Source organism: Cryptosporangium minutisporangium (genome assembly GCF_039536245.1).
GTDB classification, from domain to species: Bacteria; Actinomycetota; Actinomycetes; order Mycobacteriales; family Cryptosporangiaceae; genus Cryptosporangium; species Cryptosporangium minutisporangium.
The window spans coordinates 36,788-55,876 of the sequence record NZ_BAAAYN010000011.1 but is presented as its reverse complement, the minus strand read 5'-3'; the positions used below and the strand labels follow the sequence as shown (position 1 = coordinate 55,876).

The window sequence follows — 19,089 nt, the reverse complement described above, 5'->3', positions numbered from 1 at the left end:
CGGATACGGACGTTAGGCAAGCCCGGCTCCGAGTGTCAAGGAGAGGTCTTCGGAATCGGTTCACCTCTTTCGCTATCAGGGCAATCCTTGCAATGATTGTAAATCCAGTGGATGTTCGCTCCCCGCACGGGTTGGAGAAAGTCATGACCGAGACCGTCGAAAACCCGACGGATACCGCCGCGCCGCTCCTCGACGAGCCGTACGTCATCCCGGTGGAGGCCTATTACTCCCGGGAGTACGCGCAAGCGGAGAAGGAGAGGCTCTGGTCGAAGGTGTGGCTGAACGTCGCCCGCGTCTCCGAGCTGCCGAAGTTCGGCGATTTCCTGACGTACGCCATCGCCGACGACGAGTTCATCGTCATCCGCACCGGTGAGGACACGTTCAAGGCCTACTCGAACGTGTGCTCGCACCGCGGGCGCCCGCTCATCGACACCGAGCCCGGCGAGCACGACGCCCGTGGCCGCCGTCGGCAGTTCGTCTGCGGGTTCCACGGGTGGCGGTACGACACCGAGGGTGCGTGCACGTACGTCACCGAAGCCGAGGACTGGGGGCCCGGCGGGCCGGATCTGGACTCGTACCGGCTGCCCCAGGTGCAGGTCGACACGTGGGGCGGCTGGATCTGGCTCACGATGAACCCGAACGCCGAGCCGTTACGCGAGTACCTCGAGCCGATGGCGAGCCTGCTCGAACCGTTCCAGCTGGAGAACATGCGGTGCCGGTGGCGCCGCTGGCTGGAGTTCGACTGCAACTGGAAAGTCGCGCTCGAGGCGTTCATGGAGACCTACCACGTGCCGGTGACGCACCCGGAGTTCCGCGTCTTCGGCAGCTTCCTCGGCTGGTCGCGGGCGATGGGCACGCACAGCCACATCGGGTACGACGCGCCCAAGGGCATGGAGGAGAACCAGGCCAAGGTCCGCATCGCCCAGGGCACCGAGGACCCGCGCATCTCCACCGCCAAGATGCAGAACTTCACCTGGGAAGCGGTGAACACCAACACCACGCAGACCCTGGTGGACGCCGCGAACCGGCTGGTCGACGAGCTGCCGGAGGGCACGCCGCCGGACGTCGTGCTCAAGCACTGGCTGTCCTCGGCCCGGCGCGACGACGAGGCGCGCGGCGTGATCTGGCCGTCGCCGACCCCGGAGCAGACCGCCGCGAGCGGCACCGCCTGGCAGGTGTTCCCGAACTTCCAGATCGGCCACGGGCTGAACAACGCGCTCTGCTACAGCGCCCGGCCGCTGGGTGACGACCCGAACAAGTGCATCTTCGAGGCGGCGGTCTACGAGATCTTCCCGCCCGGCGAGGACCCCCAGGCGCCGTGGATCCACACCCCGGTCGACGACGAGTACTGGGAGACGCACATCGTCCTGCCGCAGGACTTCTCCAACATGGCCGCGATCCAGAAGGGCATGAAGCGGCACGGGTTCCAGGGCAACAAGCCGAACCCGTATCGGGAGCGCGGCATCGTCAACTTCCACCGCAACCTCGCCCGGTACGTCGGCACCGGCGCTCCCAAGCCCCTCTGAGGACGGTATGCAGAACTTGCAGAATTGCGCACCTACGGCGACCCCCGAGGTCGATCACGACGCGTTGAGAGAGAAGTACCGCGTCGAACGGGACAAGCGCCTCCGCCCGGAGGGCGGCGAGCAGTACCTGGTGACCGAGGGAGAGTTCGCCGAGTTCTACGAGGCGGACCCCTACACGCCGGTCGTGCCGCGGCTGCCGATCCACGAGGACGTCGAGGTCGTCGTCCTCGGCGGTGGCTTCTCCGGGCTGCTGGCCGCCGGCCGGATCAAGCAGGCCGGCGTGTCCGACGTCCGGATCGTCGAACTCGGCGGTGACTTCGGCGGCGCCTGGTACTGGAACCGGTACCCGGGCATCCAGATCGACACCGACGCCACGGCCTACCTTCCGCTCCTGGAAGAGGTCGGGTACCTCCCGACGCAGAAGTACGCGCTCGGCGACGAGGTCTTCGAACACTGCCAGCGGCTCGGGAAACACTTCGGGCTGTACGACAACGCGATCTTCCACACGCTGGTGCGCTCGCTGCGGTGGGACGAGGAGATCGAACGCTGGCGGGTCGGCACGAACCGGGACGACGACATCCGGGCGCGGTTCGTCGTGATGTGCCAGGGGCCGTTCCATCGCCCGAAGCTCCCCGGCATCCCCGGCATCGCCGACTTCAAGGGACACACGTTCCACACCGCGCGCTGGGACTACGAGTACACCGGCGGTGACATCCGCGGCGGTCTCGACGAGCTCGGCGACAAGCGGGTGGCGATCATCGGCACCGGGGCGAGCGGCGCCCAGTCGATCCCGCACCTGGCGGCCGGCGCCGAGCACCTCTACGTCTTCCAGCGCACGCCCTCGTACATCAACGAGCGGGGCAACGTCACGGTCACCCCGGAGTGGGCGGCGACGCTCGAGCCGGGGTGGCAGGAGGTGCGCCGCCGCAACTTCCACACCGCGGCGTTCGAGGCGTTCGCCCCCGGTCAGGCCGACCTGATCTGTGACGGCTGGACCGAGATCGCCCGCAACCTGCAGGCGCACCTCGACGCCACGAACGGCTGGGGCGCGCTGGCCGACCCGGCGAAGTTCATGGCGCTGCGGGAAGAGATCGACCACCGCTACACGCAGCGGCTGCGCGACCGGATCGCGTCGATCGTCAAGGATCCGGTGACGGCCGAGACGCTCAAGCCGTACTACAACTACCTGTGCAAGCGGCCGGTCTTCAACGACGAGTACCTGCCGACGTTCAACCGCCCCAACGTGACGCTCGTCGACGTGTCGGACACCAAGGGCGTCGAGCGGATCACCGCGAAGGGTGTCGTCGCCCACGGCGTGGAGCACGAGGTCGACTGCATCGTCTTCGCCAGCGGATTCGAGGCCACCACCGACCTCGACCGCAAGATGGGCGTCAAGCCGTTCGCCGGCCGCGACGGGCTGTCGCTCTACGACCACTGGGCCGACGGCTTCCAGACGCTGCACGGCATGACGAGCCACGGATTCCCCAACGCGTTCTTCGTCGGGTTCATCCAGGGTGGCATCACCGCGGCCGTCACCGCGGTGTTCGAGCAGCAGGCAGAGCACATCTCCTACGTGATCCGGGAGGCCCTGGCGCGGGGTGCGAAGACGGTGGAACCGTCGCAAGAGGCTCAGGCCGCGTGGGTGACGACGGTCCGGGAGACCGCGTTCGACAACTCCGCCTTCTCGCGCGCCTGCACCCCGGGGTACTTCAACGGCGAGGGCGAACCACGGCTCCGGTCTCAGTTCGGCGAGCCGTACGGGCCGGGCTTCTACGCGATGGACGACCTGCTCAAGGCGTGGCGGGAGCGCGGCGACTTGGAGGGACTCTCCCTAGGCTGATCGAGCAGCAGGGGCGAGAGCCCCGCGGAGGACCGTGGCGCGGGCGTGTGCGAGCACACCCCGCGTCGTGGTCCGTCCGACGACGCTCGGCGGCACCCAGATCAGGTCGCGGACGCACGGCGTCAGCTCGTCCAACGAGGTGACGTGCCCCGCGATCTGGTCCGTGCGGATCTCCTCGCGGTCCAGGCCGATCCCGACGATGGCCCGGACGATGCGGGTGCGCTCCCGCAGCGAGTCCGAGAGCGTGCTCGTCTCCGGCGGGTACGACCGGAACCACGCCTGCTGGATCTCGAACTCCTGGCTGAACCGCTCCCGGGCGTTGATGTTGAGCCAGGTCAGCGCGTCCAGCCTCTCGATCGCCGTGGCAGGCGCCCCGGCCACGGCTTCGTAGCCGGCGGACAGCCGGGTGTAGAACGTGTTCATGATCGAGGCGAGCAGCGCCTCCTTGCCGTCGACCAGCCGGTACACGGTTCCGGTGCCCATGCCGGCGGCCGAGGCGATGTCCCGGATCGTCGTCGCCTCGTAACCCCGGCGGGCGAACTCCACGCGGGCTACCGCGCGCAGCGCGGCCCGCCGCTCGTCGACGTCGTCGTCTGCGGCGGCGGACCACTGTGCGATCGTCGCCGAGGCGGCGCCCATCGCGGCCGAGCGGTTCAGGGCCCGGTCGGCGGGCGGCTGGTTCGCCAGGCCCCGCAAGACCATCGCGCAGAGCAGCGTCGCGGTGCGCGCCGGTGAGCCGTCTTTGTGCAGCCGGCCCAGGCCCACGTGCAGCATCGTCTCGACGAGCTGATGAGTGAGCAGCGTGGGATCGACCCGCTCCACCAGGTCGCCGCGGGTCGCGGCGTCGTCCAGGATCCGCTGCATCGCCGCGGTGACCGCCTCCGGCTTCCGGCGCGCGAGCCCCACCAGGTCGGGGGACGCACCCGCGTGCGGCTCGTACGCGGCGAGATGCAGCGCGGCACCGTGGCGCACCGCGCACTCGGCGATCGCGATGCCGAGCGCCGTGATCCGGTCGGCGGTACGGGCGGCCGGCCCGAGCGGCGGGTCGTCGACCCAGCGACCGCCGATCTCGTCCAGCTCCGCGTAGTAGCGCTCCAGGAGTTCGGTCGCGATCGCCTGCTTGGAGTCGAAGTGGTGGTACAGGCTGCCGGGCAGGATCCCGCAGGCGTCCGCCACGTCCTTCAGTGACGTCCGGGTGTATCCGGACGCCGCGAACAGGTCGGAAGCGATGTGCAGAATCTCGGAGCGGCGGGCACCGTCCAGGGGCGGCGAGCCGGCCGCCACGGACCCGCGAGGTCGTGTCACCACTCCAGTATGGCGGCTGGTCAGAGTGTCTCTGCGGCGCGGCTTCCGGCTCACGTCACCCGCCGATCGTGTCGTAGATCAGGTACAGGTTGAGCCCGGTGATCACGGCCGAGATCGCGGCCATCGCGGCCGTGACGGCCCGGCGGTTGACCATCTCCCGCATCACGCGCCGGTCCCGGGTGACCAGCACGAGCGGCACCAACGCGAACGGGATGCCGAACGAGAGCACGATCTGGGAGACGACGAGGGCCTGGGTCGGGTCGACGGCCGCGCCGAGGACGATCAGCGACGGCAGCATCGTCAGACCGCGCCGCAGGAACAGCGGGATTTGCCGGTTGAGGAACCCCGCCATCACGACCTGCCCGGCGTACGTGCCGACGCTGGCCGACGCGAACCCGGACGCGATCAGCGCCGCGCCGAACGCCAGCGCCGCACCGGCGCCGGCCGTAGCCCCGAGCGTGGCATGGATCGAGTCCAAATCGGCGGCGCTGTCGGCGCCGGCCGGTAGTGCCGCGGCGACGCAGAGCATCGCCAGGTTGATCGCCCCGGCGGTGCTCAGACCGATGATGCAGTCCCACCGGTTCAGACGGAGCCGGCGCCCGCGCTCGACGACGTCGTTCGCGATGTACGCCGGCTTCTGGAGTGCGGAGTGCGCGTAGATGACGTGCGGCATGACCGTAGCCCCGACGATGCCGACGATCAGCGGCAGCGCGCCGTCGCCGGGCAGCTGGGGCACGAGCCCGGCGGCCAGGTCGCCGTAGTGCTGGGTACCGGCGGCGAACAGCAGGTACCCGAACCCACCGGCGACGACGAGCAACAACGCCACGACCGCGATCACGAACCGCCGCTGCTTCCGCTGCTCCAGCGCGAGGATCGTGAACGCGACCACCGCGGTCAGCAGTCCCGCCGGCAGCAGCGGCATCCCGAACACCAGGTGGAGGCCGACCGCCGCACCGACGAACTCGGCCAGGTCGGTGGCCATCGCGACCACCTCGGCCTGGAGCCAGAGCGCCAGGTTCGTGCGCCGGCCGAAGCGCTCCCGGCACAGCTCCGGAAGGCTCCGGCCGGTCGCCAGCCCGGCCTTCGACGTCACGTACTGCACCAGCGTCGCCACCAGGTTCGCGAGCACGATGACCCAGGCGAGCTGGTAGCCGAACTCGACGCCGCCGGCGAAGTTCGTCGCGAAGTTCCCCGGGTCGACGTACGCGACGGCGGCGACGAACGCCGGCCCCATCGCGGCGAGTACCACTCGTCCGCGAGAGGGCCCGGGCCCGTCGCGACGAACGCCGGTCAGGCGCCGCAGCGCTGCGACGACGACCCGGGGGCCGCTCGGCGCCCGAATCGTTGTCGTCGATGAATTCTTTTCAACCTCACCTGACCTCGCAGGCTGAACGCCGCCCGCAGGGGTCGGCCGAAAAGAATTCACTCCGGTGGCAGCTCGATGATCGCGTGGACCGGGCAGTCCAGCAGCGCGCGGCGCACGTCGTCCTCCTCCGCGGGTGGAACGGCGCCGGTGCCGATCAGCGACGCGTAACCCCAGTCGTCCAGGGAGAAGTGGTCCGGGGCGTGTTTGGCGCAGACCCCGAAGCCGTCGCAGAGCGTGCGGTCGAGCTTGATCCTCACGGCAGCCTCACCTCGAACGGACGCTCGGCCCGGAACGGCTGGTCAGCGCAGGTGGAGCAGGCCCCGCCCAGGTGCTGTTCGACGTCGGACGGGAACTCCCGCAGCAGCGACGCGGCGACGTTCGTGGCGCCGTCGAGCGTGCCGCAGGCTCCGCGTCCGCGGAGCACCACCGACCAGCGGGTCAGCCGGTCGAGATCGGCCTGCTCGGCCCGGAAGTCCCGCAGCGCGGCGGTCACCGCGCTCATCGCCGCCGTGCCGTTGAAGCACGAGCCGCACTGCCCGGCGTTCTCCCGGTCGAAGTACGCCATCACCGACGCGGCCACGGCGATCGGGCACGTGTCGGCGCCGAGCAGTGCGATCGCACCGCAGCCCAGGCCGGTGTCGAACCGGCGGGCGGTCTCGTGGTCGAGCGTCAGGTCGAGGACTTGCCGATTGACGACGCCGGCGAAGTACCCGCCCATCAGCGCGCCGTGCACGGTGTCCGGGTCGACGCCGTGCCGCTCCAGCAGGTCGGTGAACGGGAGGCCGTGGGGGAGTTCGTACAGGGCAGGGGCGCGGCCAGCACCGCCGATCGTGGCCAGGAACGTCCCGGGTGAGCCCGGGGTGCCCTGCGCCCGGAACGCGTCCGCGCCGTGCCGGGCGACGTAGGGCAGGTTGGCGAGCGTCTCGACGTTGCTCACCAGCGTCGGTCGGCCGGCCACGCCCTCCTGGTACGGCCGGGGCGGCTTGTCGGTCGGGAGGGGCGGGCCGCCGTTCAGCGCGTGCACGGCGGCGGTCTCCTCGCCGGCGACGTACCCCGGAGCGACCGTCACCACGTTCCCACCGGCCCTCCGTACCGCCTCGGCGGCCACCGGGTCGGAGACGTAGACGTAGGTGGTGTCCGCGCCGACCGCGTGGGCGGCCAGCCGCAGCCCGTCGAGCACGAGGTGCGGGCGGTTGCGGAGCAGCCACCGGTCCTTCACCGACGCCGGTTCGCCCTCCTCGCCGTTCGCGACGACCACCGGGCGTACGTCCGCCCGGCACGCGTCCCGTACCGAGCGGAGCTTGATCCCGAGCGGGAAGGCTGCACCGCCGCGGCCGAGGAGGCCGGACTTGTCCACCTCGTCGACGAGCGTGGCCGGGTCGGGGAGCGCGGCGTAGCCACCGGAGGCCCGGTAGGCCGCGGCGTCCTCCGGGCCGTCCCCGGTCCGGAGCAGGCGGGCGTCCGCCGGCGGTGCGGCGATCCGAACCGTCGGCGCCGGGGGCGCTGGAGGTCCAGCCGTCAACAACGACTTATCCATTCCCGTCCTCAGGTTTTCCTCGAACGAATTGCGGGGCCGTGTATACGATCCCGCCATGAGAACAGCGGTTGTCCGGATCAATGTCGACCCCCGCGGCGAACTCACCGAATCGACGTTGCGGAGTCGAATGGCGACACTCACCGCAGACGTCGAGGGAGCGGGCCTAAAATTGGTACGGAGCGACGTCGATCCGCACCGGCCGGAATTACAGTTCCTGATGGCGGGCGACGATCCCGCGGTATTGCGGGACACCGCCGCCGCGATGTGTGCGAAGGCGTTCGGGGTCGAGCCGGCCGCCGGTGCCGTGACCTATCTCAGTCGCGGCACCGACGACGACGCGCTCGGTGTGCTCGCCGGTTTCGGTCTGACCGGTCAGGTGTTCCGGCACCTCGACGACGACGGGCTGGACGTCGTCGAGGTCCGGTTGGCCAAGGCCGATCTCGCGCGGATACCGGAGAGTCGCATTCAGACGGCTCTCGAGGCCGCGCTCAACGCCGAGGTCCGGCTCATCCTAGAAATTTGAGGATTTCCGGGGCGGCCTGGACCCAGGTGTCGAACATGTTGTACCCGTCGACCTTGCCGGCTGCTCGATCCTCCGTGGCCCGCTCCCAGGCGTCTTCCGGCCACGGCGGATCGATCAGCACGCTGTCCTCGATCAGGCAGCTGACTTCCAGCGACGTTCGCTTGGGGTGGTACCAGTCGTCCTTGCCGCCGCGGATGATCAGCGTCGGGATCCGGATGCCCGCGAAGTCGAGGTCGTCGACGCCCGGGATCGTCTGGCCCGGTTTCGACACGTACGCGTTGAGCCAGCGCAGCATCTGCTGGAGGAACTCGTCGCGGTCGAGCGCGCGGAGCCGGTCGGCGTTGGTCGGGTTCGCCGCGATGCGCTCCTGCCACTCCGGCAGGTCGAACAACCCCTCGATGCCCTTGGCCTGTACCACCTGGATGCTCGGGATCGCGTAGTAGGCGCCCAGCGCGAACGAGCCGAACACCCCACCGACGATGTTCCAGACGACCAGCTTCGTGGCCAGCTCGGGGTGAAGAATCGTGGTGAGGATCGAGTCCCGGGCGCCGCCGGAGCCACCCGCGAGGACGCACGGGCCCTCGCCCAGGGCGGTCAGCAGGCCCTTGAGCGTAGAAGCCCGCATGTGCGATTCGGTCTGGCCGTAGAACTGGACGTCGGACGCACCGGTGTTCGGCCGGTCCCAGAGCAGGACCCGCTTGCCGCCGTCGACCAGCGCCTCGGCGAGTGGCCGCAATCCCGGGATGTCTTTGCTGAATCGGCCGCCCGGCGTCAGCACGATCAATTCGTCGCCTTGGTTGCCGAGTATTTCGTAGACGACGTTCCCGCCGTTGATTTCGATCGAAGACATAAATGTCCCTTCACGCAGTGACGAGGACGTCGTTCCCGACGACCCGAACCGGATAGGTGCGGATGCTCCATTCCGGCTTGACCGCGGTCGTCCCGGTGGCGAGCTCGAATCCCCATTGGTGCCAGGGGCAGTAGATGAATTCCAGATCCCGCACCATCACCGCGTCGCCGGGCACGCTTTCGTCGACGACGGTGCGGCCGCGGGCCCGCCCCTTGCAGAGCGGGCCGCCCTCGTGCGGGCAGTAGTTCGCGATCGCGTAGAACGTGCCGTTGACGTTGTAGACGCCGACGCCGTGCCGCCCGATCGGGACCACCTTGAAGCTGCCCGGCGGGATCTCGTCGAGCGTCGCCACGACGTGTTCACGGCCCTGAGCCAGCCTCGGCGTTTGCGTCGAGTCGACGTGTTGTCGGGCTTGCGCGTCAGCCAGCCTCGGAGCGTCACCAGACACGCGTCTGGCTCTCGACGGCGGGAACCGTGGTCGGCAGCTTGTAGGTGTTGATCCCGTTCTTGAACATGACCGCCTCGCGCGCGTGCTCGGGCAGGTGTTTGAGCAGCCACTTCGGGTCGTCGAACGTCCAGTGCGGGTAGTCGGACGAGAACAGCAGGATCTTCTCGGCCTCCATCCACTCCAGCGCCCGGGACAGCTCGGTCTTGTCCTCCGGGTAGTCCAGCGGCTGGGTGGTGAACTTGATGTGCTGCTTGACGTACTCCGACGGCTTCCGCTTGATCGTCATCCACGACTTACGGGCCGCGTAGATCGCGTCCATCCGCCACATCAGCGGCAGGATCCAGGTGAACGCGTGCTCGACCAGGACGATCCGCAGCGTCGGGAACCGGTCGAAGACGCCGTCGAAGATCAGGCTCATCACCTGGTTCGCGGCGAGCAGCGAGTACGTGACCATGAAGTCGTGGTTGTAGCTGGGGAATCCGACCGGCGGCATCGGCATCGTCTCGTAGTTGCCGCGCGAGAGGTGGCAGCTGACCGTGATGTCGTGCTTGGTCGCGGCCGCCCAGATCGGGTCGTACATCGGATCGCCCCAGGAGGGCCGCGGCTCCGCCTTGATCAGGATCTGCGCCATGTAGGGATGGCCGGCCCACTTCTCGATCTCGGCGACAGCGGCCTGCGGATCCTCGATCGCCGCGCAGATCGAACCGCGCCAGCGCTGGTGCCAGTTGTTCCGGCTGTCGAGCCAGTGGTTGGCGAGCCACTCGTTCGTCGCGGTGGCCATCGCGGCGGTGGCCTCCGGGAGCCGGGTCTGGCGCGAGGACGGCTCGAGGATCGCGATGTCCGAGCCGGCCTCGATGATCAGCTGCTTGAACATCATGTCCGGGTCGCTGCCCGGGAAGCCGCCGTCGGCCGGGAACGTGTCGACGCGCATGGCGTACGCGTGCGCGTAGTCCGGGGCGTCGTAGTTGATCGTGTCGCCGACCTTGTGCGACAGCAGGAACTTGCGCCACTTCTCCGGGATGTACTCCAGGACGGCGCCCGCACGGGGGACCGGGTGGACGTCCGAGTCGACGACCCGGACCGGCACCTCGGTGGTGCTGGGTAAGCGCTCCTTGGTTCGGGTCACGGCGTCACTCCTTCGGACTGAGGCTCTGCGCTGCACGCGGCTGGGTAGATTCCGTACAGGTCGGCGGCGTTGCGCCAGCAGACGCGGTCGCGCTGCTCGGCGCTCAACGCGCTCGGCAGGGCGTCCACCGTGTTGTGCTGCCAGTGCGGGTAGCTGGAGCCGAACAGGACCATCTCGTCCTTGCCGGTGAACGACAGCCACTCGCCGGCGAACTCTGCGTCACCGGGGCCGTCGAGGCTGCCCTGGACGAAGTAGACGTGGCCGGGGAGGTAGTCGCTGGGCATCCGGGGCGCCCACGGCGTCTGCTCCAGGTGGGGGCGACCGAACGTGTCCATCCGCCAGATGAACGGGGTCAGGAGGTCGGCGGCGCCGTCGGCCCAGACCATCTTGAGCCCGTCGAAGCGCTCGAAGACGCCCTCCGCGATCATGTTCATCAGGTGGTAGAGGTAGTTGAGCGCGTCGAAGCCGAGGTACTGCTCGTAGGTGCGCGGGTGGCCGGACGGGGTGGGCGGGTAGCCGATGCCCTGGCCGGTCTCGATGTGGACCGCGACCGGCAGCCCGGCGTCGGCCGCGGCCTCCCAGAGCGGCCAGAACTGCGGCTTGCCGTAGAGCTCCCGGGACTGCAGCGGGATGCCTACTCCGACGACGAGCGGGTGGTCTTTGTACCGCTCGATCTCGCGGAGCGCGCCCGGGATGTCCTCCGGGTTCACGCGGATCGTGCCCCGGTAGCGGCTGTCCTTCTCGAGCCACCGGCTGACGAGCATCTGGTTGTGCGCGGCGAGCACCGCGGACGTCAGGTGCCGGTCGGGGAGGGTGCCGCGGGACATCGGATGCAGCACCGCCACGTCGACACCGCTCGTGCCGAACAGATGGTCGCCGACGAAGTCCGGGTCCGAGCCGGGGTAGGTGCTGCCGGAGTCTGGACCGTTCGGACCCTCGGCCTCCACGAGGTACTCCCCGCCGGGGGCGCCGTACCAGTCCATCTCGTAGTCGGGGATGCCGCGGCTCGCGTACGGCTCACGGAGGAAGCTCCGGAAGTCCTTGTTGTCGCGGAAGAAGACGTGGACGCTCGCGTCGATCAGCGGCGTGGTTCCGCCGTCGCGGTGGACCTTCACAGGTCGCCTCTCTCGTGTCGGTGGAGCCGAACCTAACATTTGTTCCGCTCGAGCCGCGTGGAATTCCCGTGCGTCCCCCGCGCCGGAGCGCGGGGGACGCACGGTCAGGCCGGCGGCGCCTGCACGCCCCTTTTTTCCAGGACGACGCCCGCGCCGGTGACGCGTAGACGGCAGGCGAGGCGGGTCAGCGGGGTGCGGAGCCGCCGGGGCATGCGGGTGCGCATCTCGAACAGTTCGTCGTCCTCGGGTGGCACGGTCTGCAGCTCGCCGTCGACGACCTTGACGAAACAGACCATGCACTCCGCCTGGCCGAAGCACTTCGTCGGCCAGACGACGTCCTGCCGCCAGGCGGCTTCGGCGACGGACTCCTTCGGCCCGACGTCGAACTCCACCCCGGACGGCTCGACCCGCACGATCGCCATCCGGTTACTCCACCCGGCTCGCGATGACCCGGTCGAGCTCCTCGTGCATGTTGCTGATCGACAGCTCGTAGGCGCTGGACAGCCGGCTCTCGGTGAAGCCGGGGGAGTGCAGGCCGCGCTGCTGCCGCTCGATGTTGCTGAAGTCCTGCCGCGGGATCAGGCCCCAGTTCTCGGTGTCGTCCTTGTCGAAGATGCCCTTGAGCTCCGCGCGCTCCGGCTCCTGCCCCACCGGGTAGGTGGTCAGCGACCAGACGTCGAAGATGCACCACTCCGGGTCGTCCTTGTACGGCCGCGACCGGTACGCGAGGCAGTTCCCGTACATCGGTAGCATCAGGTAGTTCGGGAACATGTAGATGTCGCCGCCCCAGAGCTGCATCGCCGGGCCCATCGGCGCCATCGGGATGCCGGCGCCCTGCGCGTAGTCGTAGAGCGCGGCGATCGCGTGCTGGGTGAACTTCGGGTCGTCCTGGGGGATCTTGTTCCGCAGTCCCTCGAAGATCCGGACGTCCTGCTCCAGAGTCATCGCGTCCTGGCCGGTAGCGAGCAGCCGGCCGGCCTCGATGAACTCCTCCGAGTCGAAGACCGGCTCGTACTCCTTCTCGCCCTTGCTCGCGCTCTGGAAGCGGGCGTGCCCGTTCTTGAACGTCGTGTACGCGACCTGCTCGGCCTTCTTCTCGCCGTACTCCTCGTCGTTGCCCATCAACAGCTGCGGGTGGGTCTGGGTGACGTGGTAACCCTCGAAGAACGCCTCCTGCGCCATCTTCCAGTTGGCGTTGAGGACGACCTGCTTCCACCACTTGACCCGCATGTTGCCGATGCCGAGCGGGTCGAGCAGCTGCTGAACCGGCGAGAGGTGCTCGGCCAGCGGCCGGGCGCCGAGGTCCATGTTGATCCAGACCATGCCCGCCCAGGTCTCGACCAGGCACTCGCGCAGCGCCAGGTCGTCCTTGTTCAGGCAGGCCGGTTCGAACGCCTTCTCGCCGAAGACGAACGACGACGAGCCGTCGAGGTTCCACCGCCAACCGTGGAAGGGGCAGACCAGCTGGCCGCCCGGGAGGCGTCCCTGGCCCTTCACCAGCTCGGTGGCGCGGTGCCGGCAGGCGTTGTGCAGCGCCTTGATCGAGTGGTCGCGCTGGCGGACGAGCAGGACCGACGTGCCGGCGATCTCGTACTCGACGTAGTCACCCGGGTTGGGTAGCTCTTCCTCGCGGGCGGCCATCAGCCAGGTGTGCGGCCAGAGGTGCTTCTTCTCCAGCTCGAAGACCTCGCGGGAGTAGTACCGCTCCTTCGGCACGAACCGCGAGTCGCGCATCGGGTGCGGCACCTTGGCCTGGATCTCCGGCGGGTTGGTGCCGAGCGGTGCATCGTCCCCCTCGGCCCAGGTGTACTTCGGGTTGAGATCAGCGACGGTCATGGGAGCTCTGATCCTTCCGGGGGCTCGCCGCCGACGGTCCACTCAGCCATGCGTGGGTCCCTCGACGGCGGTGTCGGTCGGGCACTATCGATCGGAAAGCGGGATGGTGAGCGCTACGGGCTCGAACCAAACACTTGTTCCGCGACTGTAAGCGTGTGAGGTGGGCCACGCAAGAGGGTGGTTCCCGGTGCAGCCGTCCAGGAAAGCCACCCACCGCGCCGTGCCCGTGGCGGGGTGGTTTTTCGGGAAGACCACCTCTGAGGGCGGGCGGTGCGGCGGCTTTCGGGAAGGCCACCTCACTAAGCCGCTTGCGGGGTGGCTTTTCGCGATGACCACGCCTCCGCGTCGCCCCGCGGACGCGGTTTCGGGGAGGTCACCCCTCGCGGCGGGCCGCGGGTGCTTTTCGGGATGACCACCTCACCGAGCCGCCCGTGAGGTGGCTTTTCGGGAAGGCCACCTCACCGGCAGCGCTGAGGCATGGTTTTTCGGGAAGATCACTCCTCGCGGCCGGCGGTGCGGTGGTGGCCGGCTGTTGGCGGGTTGGTTGTCGTCGTTTCCGGGTGTCGTCGAGATGGGTGTCGTGGTTTCCGTGCCATGGCACGGACGGCGCGACAACCACCTCGTGTGTCGCCCGGAGAGCGCGACAACCACGCCGGGTGCTACCCGGGGAAAGCGACAACCACCTCGTGTGTCGCCCGGAGAGCGCGACAACCACGCCGGGTGCTACCCGGGGAAAGCGACAACCACCTCGTGTGTCGTCGGGAGGAGGCGACAACCAAGCCGGGCGCTGCCCGGAGAGGGCGACAACCACCCTGGACACTGCCCGGGAGACGCGACAACCACGCCGGGCGCGACGCGGGGTGCGCGACAACCACCCTGGACACTGCCCGGGAGACGCGACAACCACGCCGGGCGCGACGCGGGGTGCGCGACAACCACCCTGGACACTGCCCGGGAGACGCGACAACCACGCCGGGCGCGACGCGGGGTGCGCGACAACCACCCTGGACACTGCCCGGGAGACGCGACAACCACGCCGGGCGCGACGCGGGGTGCGCGACAACCACCCTGGACACTGCCCGGGAGACGCGACAACCACGCCGGGCGCGACGCGGGGTGCGCGACAACCACCCTGGACACTGCCCGGGAGACGCGACAACCACGCCGGGCGCGACGCGGGGTGCGCGACAACCACCCCCGGGCGCTACCCGGAGAGGGCGACAGCCATTGGCCAGCGCCGCCCCGGTGACCACCTCTGTCGAGCGGTGGCCGCCACGAGCCCTTGGCGAACGGTACGCCTCAGAGGTGGTCTTCCTGAAAAGCCGCAAAACCCGCCCGCCCGCGGCGTCACACCTTCTTCGTGACGCCGCCGTCGACGCGGATGATCGCCCCGGTGGTGAAGCTCGACGCGGCGCTCGCCAGGTGGACGACGAGCGGGGAGACCTCCTCCGGCCGGCCCATCCGGCCCAGCGGCACGAACGGCACGTCCTCGCCCTCCGGCGGTGCCCAGCCCTTGCTGGAGTCGGTGCGGAACGGGCCGGGCAGGATCGCATTCACCCGCACGGCCGGCGCGAACGCGTCGGCGAGCGAGACCGTCAGCGCGTTGAGCCCGGCCTTCGCGCAGACGTACGGCAGCTGCGCGGGCCCCGCGACCAGCGAGCCCGCGGTGCCGATGTTGATGATCGACCCGCCACCGTTCGCGACCATGTGGGTGCCTGCGTGCACCGCGAGGCGGAACGGGCCCTTGAGGTTGACGCCGAACGTCTTGTCGTAGAGCTCCTCGGTGATCGCGTCCAAGCTCTCGTAGAGCGGGGACATGCCCGCGTTGTTCACCAGGACGTCCAGACGCCCGAACCGCTCCAGGGTCGCGGCGACGAGCCGGTCGCAGTCGTCCCAGTTCGCGACGTGGCACGGGATCCCGACCGCCTTGGTACCGGTCGACGCCCGCAGCTCCGCGGCCACCGCCTCGACGGCCTCGGGCTTGCGCGAGGCGACGACGACGTCGGCGCCGGCCTCGGCGAGACCCTGGACGATCGCCCGGCCCAGGCCCCGGGTCCCCCCGGTCACCACCGCGACCTTGCCGGTGAGGTCGTGTAACTCCGCGAGGGTGTTCATCGGGCTCCTCCGGTGATCGCTCTCAGGCAGAACGTGGTCATGCGGTCGATGTCGGACGACGTCGGCTGGATCTGTTGCCACAGGTAGTCCGACAGCCGGCCGAAGATCGCGTGCGACGCCAGGGCGGCGTCGAACTCGGGCTGGGTGCTGCCGAGCGCGGCGAACGGCTCGTGCAGCAGCGTCCCGAGCGGGCCGCTGGCGAAGTGGCGTCCCGAGGCGAGGCCCTTCCCGGCGGTCCCGCCGTTCCACAGCACGGCGAGCGTGGTCGCGGCGACGTCCTCGTTGGCCTGCGTCATCACGCCCTCGATCCACCGCCGCACCTGCGCCGCGGGGTCGGTCTCCTTCGCCATCTGGTGCGCCAGGTAGCTGCGCAGCTGCTGGGCACCGTCCTCGAGCAACGCCGCGACCAGGGCTTCCTTCGACGAGAAGTGCCGGTAGAAGGCGTCGTTGGACAGGCCGGCGCGGGCGACGATGTCGGCGACCCGGGGACGCGACGTCGTCCCGCATCTGCGCATCACCTCGAGCGCCGCGGCGAGGAGTCGTCGCACCTCGTCGGTGTAGTCGGGAGCCCGCCGGTCCCGCGTCCCGGCGGCGATCCGCGCGGCGACGTCTTGCGGATCGCCGTCCTCAAGAATTACGTTCTGCATGGCCAGAATCATATTCTTCGACCGGCCGACAGCAAAGAGGGAGGGCCACGATGGCGTGGGATTTCGAGACCGACCCGGAGTATCAAGCGAAGCTGGACTGGGCGGACGCGTACGTCCGTGAGGAGGTCGAGCCGCTGGACCTGCAGTGGCCCGGCCTGCAGTTCACGCCGCTGTCGGGTGCTCGGAAAGCGGCGATCGAGCCGCTGAAGGGGGAGGTCCGGCGCCAGGGCCTGTGGGCCACGCACCTCACCCCGGAACTCGGCGGCCAGGGCTTCGGACAGGTCAAGCTCGCGCTGCTCAACGAGATCCTCGGCCGGGCGTCCTGGGCGCCGATCGTGTTCGGCTGCCAGGCGCCGGACACCGGCAACGCCGAGATCATCGCCCACTACGGCACGCCCGAGCAGAAGGAGCGGTACCTGAAGCCGCTGCTCAACGGCGAGATCTTCTCCTGCTACTCGATGACGGAGGCCGAGGGCGGCGCCGACCCGACGCAGTTCACCACCACCGCGGTCCGTGACGGCGACGAGTGGGTGCTCAACGGGCTGAAGTACTTCTCGTCCAACGCCCGCACCGCGACGTTCCTCATCGTGATGGCGGTGACGAACCCGGACATCAGCCCGTACCAGGGCATGTCGATGTTCCTGGTCCCGGCGGACACGCCGGGCGTCAACATCATCCGCAACACCGGCCTCGCGATGGAGCAGGGCGAGGAGGAGGGCACCCACGCGCTCATCCGCTACGAGGACGTCCGCGTCCCCGCGGACGCGGTCCTCGGCGGAGAGGGGCAGGCCTTCGCGATCGCGCAGACCCGCCTGGGTGGTGGCCGGATCCACCACGCCATGCGGACGATCGGCCAGGCGCAAAAGGCGCTGGACATGCTGTGCGAGCGGGCACTGAGCCGCCGGACCCAGGGCTCGCTGCTCGCCGAGAAGCAGTTCGTGCAGGGCTACATCGCCGACTCCTACGCCCAGCTGCTGCAGTTCCGGCTGATGGTGCTCTACACCGCGTGGACGATCGACAAGTACAACGACTACCGCAAGGTGCGGAAGGACATCGCCGCGGTGAAGGCGACGATGCCGACCGTCCTGCACGACATCGCCTGGCGCGCGGTCCAGGTGCACGGCGCCCTCGGCATCAGCGACGAGATGCCGCTCTTCGGGCACATGCTCGGCGCGAGCATCATGGGGCTGGCCGACGGCCCGACCGAGGTGCACAAGGTCACCGTCGCCCGGCAGGTGCTGCGCAATTACAAGCCCAGCGACGACCTCTGGCCCACCCAGCACCTACCGAAGCGCCGGGAGGCGGCCCGCGCGAAGTACGCCGCGTTACTGGAGCACGAGGTGGGCAACGCATGAGCGACCTCGACGTCGACCGGCTCGCCACCTGGCTGGACGGCACCGACCTGCCGGGCAAGGGCGCCCCCATCGAGCACCGGTTCGTCACCGGCGGCGCGCAGAACCAGATCTTCGAGATCCGCCGCGGTGACCTGCACGCCGCCCTCCGCATCCCGCCGCCGTCCGCACCGCCCAACCGGGACGCCGGCATCCTCCGCGAGTGGCGGATCATCGAGGCCCTCGACGGAACCGAGGTCCCGTGCACTGCCGCGTACGCGGTCTGCGCCGACACGTCGGTGCTCGGCCGCGCGTTCTACCTGATGGGCTTCGTCGACGGCTGGTCACCGATGGCCACCCGCGGGAAGTGGCCGGAGCCGTTCGACGACGACCTGGCCGCCCGCCGCGGGCTGGCGATCGAGCTGATCGACGGCATCGCGCTGCTGTCGAAGGTGGACTGGCGGGCGCAGGGCCTGGACGGCCTGGGCAAGCCGGACGGGTTCCACGAGCGGCAGGTCGACCGCTGGACCGCGCTCTACCAGAAGATCAAGAAGCGCGACCTGGCCGGCTTCGAGGAGGCGGCCGCCTGGCTGCGCGCACATCAGCCGCTGGACTACGTTCCCGGCTTGCTGCACGGCGACTACCAGTTCGCGAACGTGATGTTCCGGCACGGTGCCCCGGCCCGGCTCGCGGCGATCGTCGACTGGGAGATGGGGACGATCGGCGACCCGAAGCTCGACCTGGCTTGGCTGATCGACCGTTGGCCGGAGGATCCGTCGGCGGACGCGGGCGGCCCCAGCTACGTGGACATGCACGGCATGCCGGGCCGGGCGGAGCTGCTCGCGCGGTACGCGGAGGTGTCCGGCCGCCAGCTGGACGACCTCGACTACTACCTGATCCTGTCCCGGTTCAAGATGGGCGTCGTCATCGAACAGGGCTTCCAGCGGGCCGGCGACAACACCACGCTGCAGGCGTTCGGTCCGATCGCGGTCGACCTGATGAGCCGCGCCGCCGGCCTGGCCGAGACCACGGACTACGCGGGATGAGGGCGGCCGACCAGTTCCACACAGGCATCGTCGTCGACGACCTCGAGGGCACGCTGGCGCAGCTGACCGCGCTGTTCGGCTACGAGTGGGCGCCCGAGATCGGCGGGCCGACGTCGGTCGTGCTGCCGACCGGTCCGGCCGAGCCCGAACTCCGGTTCGCGTACTCGCGGACGGTGCCGCGGCTAGAGGTGATCCGGAGCGTTCCGGGTCATCCGATCTGGCAGCCGTCGACGTCCGGCATCCACCACCTCGGCTACTGGTCCGACGACGTCGCAGCGGACTCCGCCGCGTTGGTGGCCCGGGGTTACGCGCTGGAGGTGACCGGCGCGCGGCCCGACGGCACACCGTACTGGGCGTACCACCGCCCGGCGCACGGCCCGCGGATCGAGCTCGTCAGCCGCGAGGTCCAGTCGGGGCTGGAACGCCTCTGGTCATCATAGAAAGTTTTACAACCATCTACATGATCACGTCGACAGGC

18 protein-coding genes are annotated in these 19,089 nt (G+C 69.5%); 6 read left to right on the top strand and 12 right to left on the bottom strand.

The window, feature by feature from the left end; all coding sequences use genetic code 11:
- The first annotated feature begins 143 nt into the window (after positions 1-143).
- Complete coding sequence (locus tag ABEB28_RS08495) at positions 144-1,526, top strand: aromatic ring-hydroxylating oxygenase subunit alpha (protein ID WP_345727425.1); 1,383 nt, start codon at positions 144-146, stop codon at positions 1,524-1,526.
- A gap of 16 nt (positions 1,527-1,542) precedes the next feature.
- A complete protein-coding gene (locus ABEB28_RS08490) occupies positions 1,543-3,366 on the top strand; it encodes a flavin-containing monooxygenase (RefSeq protein WP_345727652.1) in 1,824 nt (607 codons plus the stop codon).
- Here ABEB28_RS08490 and ABEB28_RS08485 read toward each other — a convergent pair.
- From ABEB28_RS08485 to ABEB28_RS08470, 4 genes are all read right to left on the bottom strand, one after another.
- Positions 3,358-4,671 carry a TetR/AcrR family transcriptional regulator gene (locus ABEB28_RS08485; RefSeq protein WP_345727424.1) on the bottom strand — a complete coding sequence of 438 codons (1,314 nt, stop codon included), beginning with the start codon at positions 4,669-4,671 and terminating at the stop codon, positions 3,358-3,360. The two genes, ABEB28_RS08490 and ABEB28_RS08485, sit on opposite strands and share 9 nt — an antisense overlap.
- A 55-nt stretch (positions 4,672-4,726) precedes the next feature.
- On the bottom strand, positions 4,727-5,920 hold the full coding sequence (locus tag ABEB28_RS08480; protein WP_345727423.1) for an Nramp family divalent metal transporter: 1,194 nt from the start codon (positions 5,918-5,920) through the stop codon (positions 4,727-4,729).
- A 173-nt stretch (positions 5,921-6,093) separates the two neighbouring features.
- The gene (locus tag ABEB28_RS08475) at positions 6,094-6,294 is read right to left on the bottom strand and encodes a ferredoxin (protein ID WP_345727422.1); all 201 of its coding nucleotides are present in this window, start codon (positions 6,292-6,294) and stop codon (positions 6,094-6,096) included.
- On the bottom strand, positions 6,291-7,574 hold the full coding sequence (locus tag ABEB28_RS08470) for an NADH-ubiquinone oxidoreductase-F iron-sulfur binding region domain-containing protein (protein ID WP_345727421.1): 1,284 nt from the start codon (positions 7,572-7,574) through the stop codon (positions 6,291-6,293). Before ABEB28_RS08470 ends, ABEB28_RS08475 begins: the two co-directional genes overlap by 4 nt.
- A 55-nt stretch (positions 7,575-7,629) precedes the next feature.
- Between ABEB28_RS08470 and ABEB28_RS08465 the strand changes: the two genes are divergently transcribed.
- Positions 7,630-8,097, top strand: a complete 468-nt coding sequence (locus tag ABEB28_RS08465; RefSeq protein ID WP_345727420.1) for a hypothetical protein — start codon at positions 7,630-7,632, stop codon at positions 8,095-8,097.
- On the opposite strand, the gene ABEB28_RS08460 is transcribed toward ABEB28_RS08465, so the two are convergent.
- From ABEB28_RS08460 to ABEB28_RS08425, 8 genes are all read right to left on the bottom strand, one after another.
- A complete protein-coding gene (locus tag ABEB28_RS08460) occupies positions 8,081-8,947 on the bottom strand; it encodes an alpha/beta fold hydrolase (RefSeq protein ID WP_345727419.1) in 867 nt (288 codons plus the stop codon). The genes ABEB28_RS08465 and ABEB28_RS08460 overlap by 17 nt on opposite strands.
- A gap of 10 nt (positions 8,948-8,957) precedes the next feature.
- A complete protein-coding gene (locus ABEB28_RS08455; RefSeq protein WP_345727651.1) occupies positions 8,958-9,374 on the bottom strand; it encodes a Rieske (2Fe-2S) protein in 417 nt (138 codons plus the stop codon).
- A gap of 10 nt (positions 9,375-9,384) precedes the next feature.
- On the bottom strand, positions 9,385-10,521 hold the full coding sequence (locus ABEB28_RS08450; RefSeq protein WP_345727418.1) for an amidohydrolase family protein: 1,137 nt from the start codon (positions 10,519-10,521) through the stop codon (positions 9,385-9,387).
- Positions 10,518-11,636 (bottom strand): amidohydrolase family protein, encoded by a 1,119-nt coding sequence (locus ABEB28_RS08445; protein WP_345727417.1) that lies wholly within the window; start codon positions 11,634-11,636, stop codon positions 10,518-10,520. Before ABEB28_RS08445 ends, ABEB28_RS08450 begins: the two co-directional genes overlap by 4 nt.
- 104 nt (positions 11,637-11,740) lie before the next feature.
- Positions 11,741-12,058 carry a 2Fe-2S iron-sulfur cluster-binding protein gene (locus tag ABEB28_RS08440; RefSeq protein ID WP_345727416.1) on the bottom strand — a complete coding sequence of 106 codons (318 nt, stop codon included), beginning with the start codon at positions 12,056-12,058 and terminating at the stop codon, positions 11,741-11,743.
- Positions 12,059-12,062: 4 nt separating this feature from the next.
- A complete protein-coding gene (locus tag ABEB28_RS08435; protein WP_345727415.1) occupies positions 12,063-13,472 on the bottom strand; it encodes an aromatic ring-hydroxylating oxygenase subunit alpha in 1,410 nt (469 codons plus the stop codon).
- A 1,347-nt stretch (positions 13,473-14,819) separates the two neighbouring features.
- Positions 14,820-15,587: an SDR family NAD(P)-dependent oxidoreductase gene (locus ABEB28_RS08430; RefSeq protein WP_345727414.1), complete on the bottom strand. Its 768-nt coding sequence runs from the start codon at positions 15,585-15,587 to the stop codon at positions 14,820-14,822.
- Positions 15,584-16,234 carry a TetR/AcrR family transcriptional regulator gene (locus ABEB28_RS08425; protein WP_345727413.1) on the bottom strand — a complete coding sequence of 217 codons (651 nt, stop codon included), beginning with the start codon at positions 16,232-16,234 and terminating at the stop codon, positions 15,584-15,586. The genes ABEB28_RS08430 and ABEB28_RS08425 overlap by 4 nt, the downstream gene beginning before the upstream one ends.
- A gap of 50 nt (positions 16,235-16,284) precedes the next feature.
- Here ABEB28_RS08425 and ABEB28_RS08420 point away from each other — a divergent pair, with 50 nt between their 5' ends.
- From ABEB28_RS08420 to ABEB28_RS08410, 3 genes are read left to right on the top strand one after another with little or no spacing between them, the layout of a single operon-like run.
- Positions 16,285-17,589, top strand: coding sequence for an acyl-CoA dehydrogenase family protein (locus ABEB28_RS08420; RefSeq protein WP_345727412.1), 1,305 nt, complete (start codon positions 16,285-16,287; stop codon positions 17,587-17,589).
- Positions 17,586-18,611: a phosphotransferase family protein gene (locus ABEB28_RS08415; protein WP_345727411.1), complete on the top strand. Its 1,026-nt coding sequence runs from the start codon at positions 17,586-17,588 to the stop codon at positions 18,609-18,611. Before ABEB28_RS08420 ends, ABEB28_RS08415 begins: the two co-directional genes overlap by 4 nt.
- A complete protein-coding gene (locus tag ABEB28_RS08410; RefSeq protein ID WP_345727410.1) occupies positions 18,608-19,051 on the top strand; it encodes a VOC family protein in 444 nt (147 codons plus the stop codon). Before ABEB28_RS08415 ends, ABEB28_RS08410 begins: the two co-directional genes overlap by 4 nt.
- Positions 19,052-19,089: the final 38 nt, after the last annotated feature.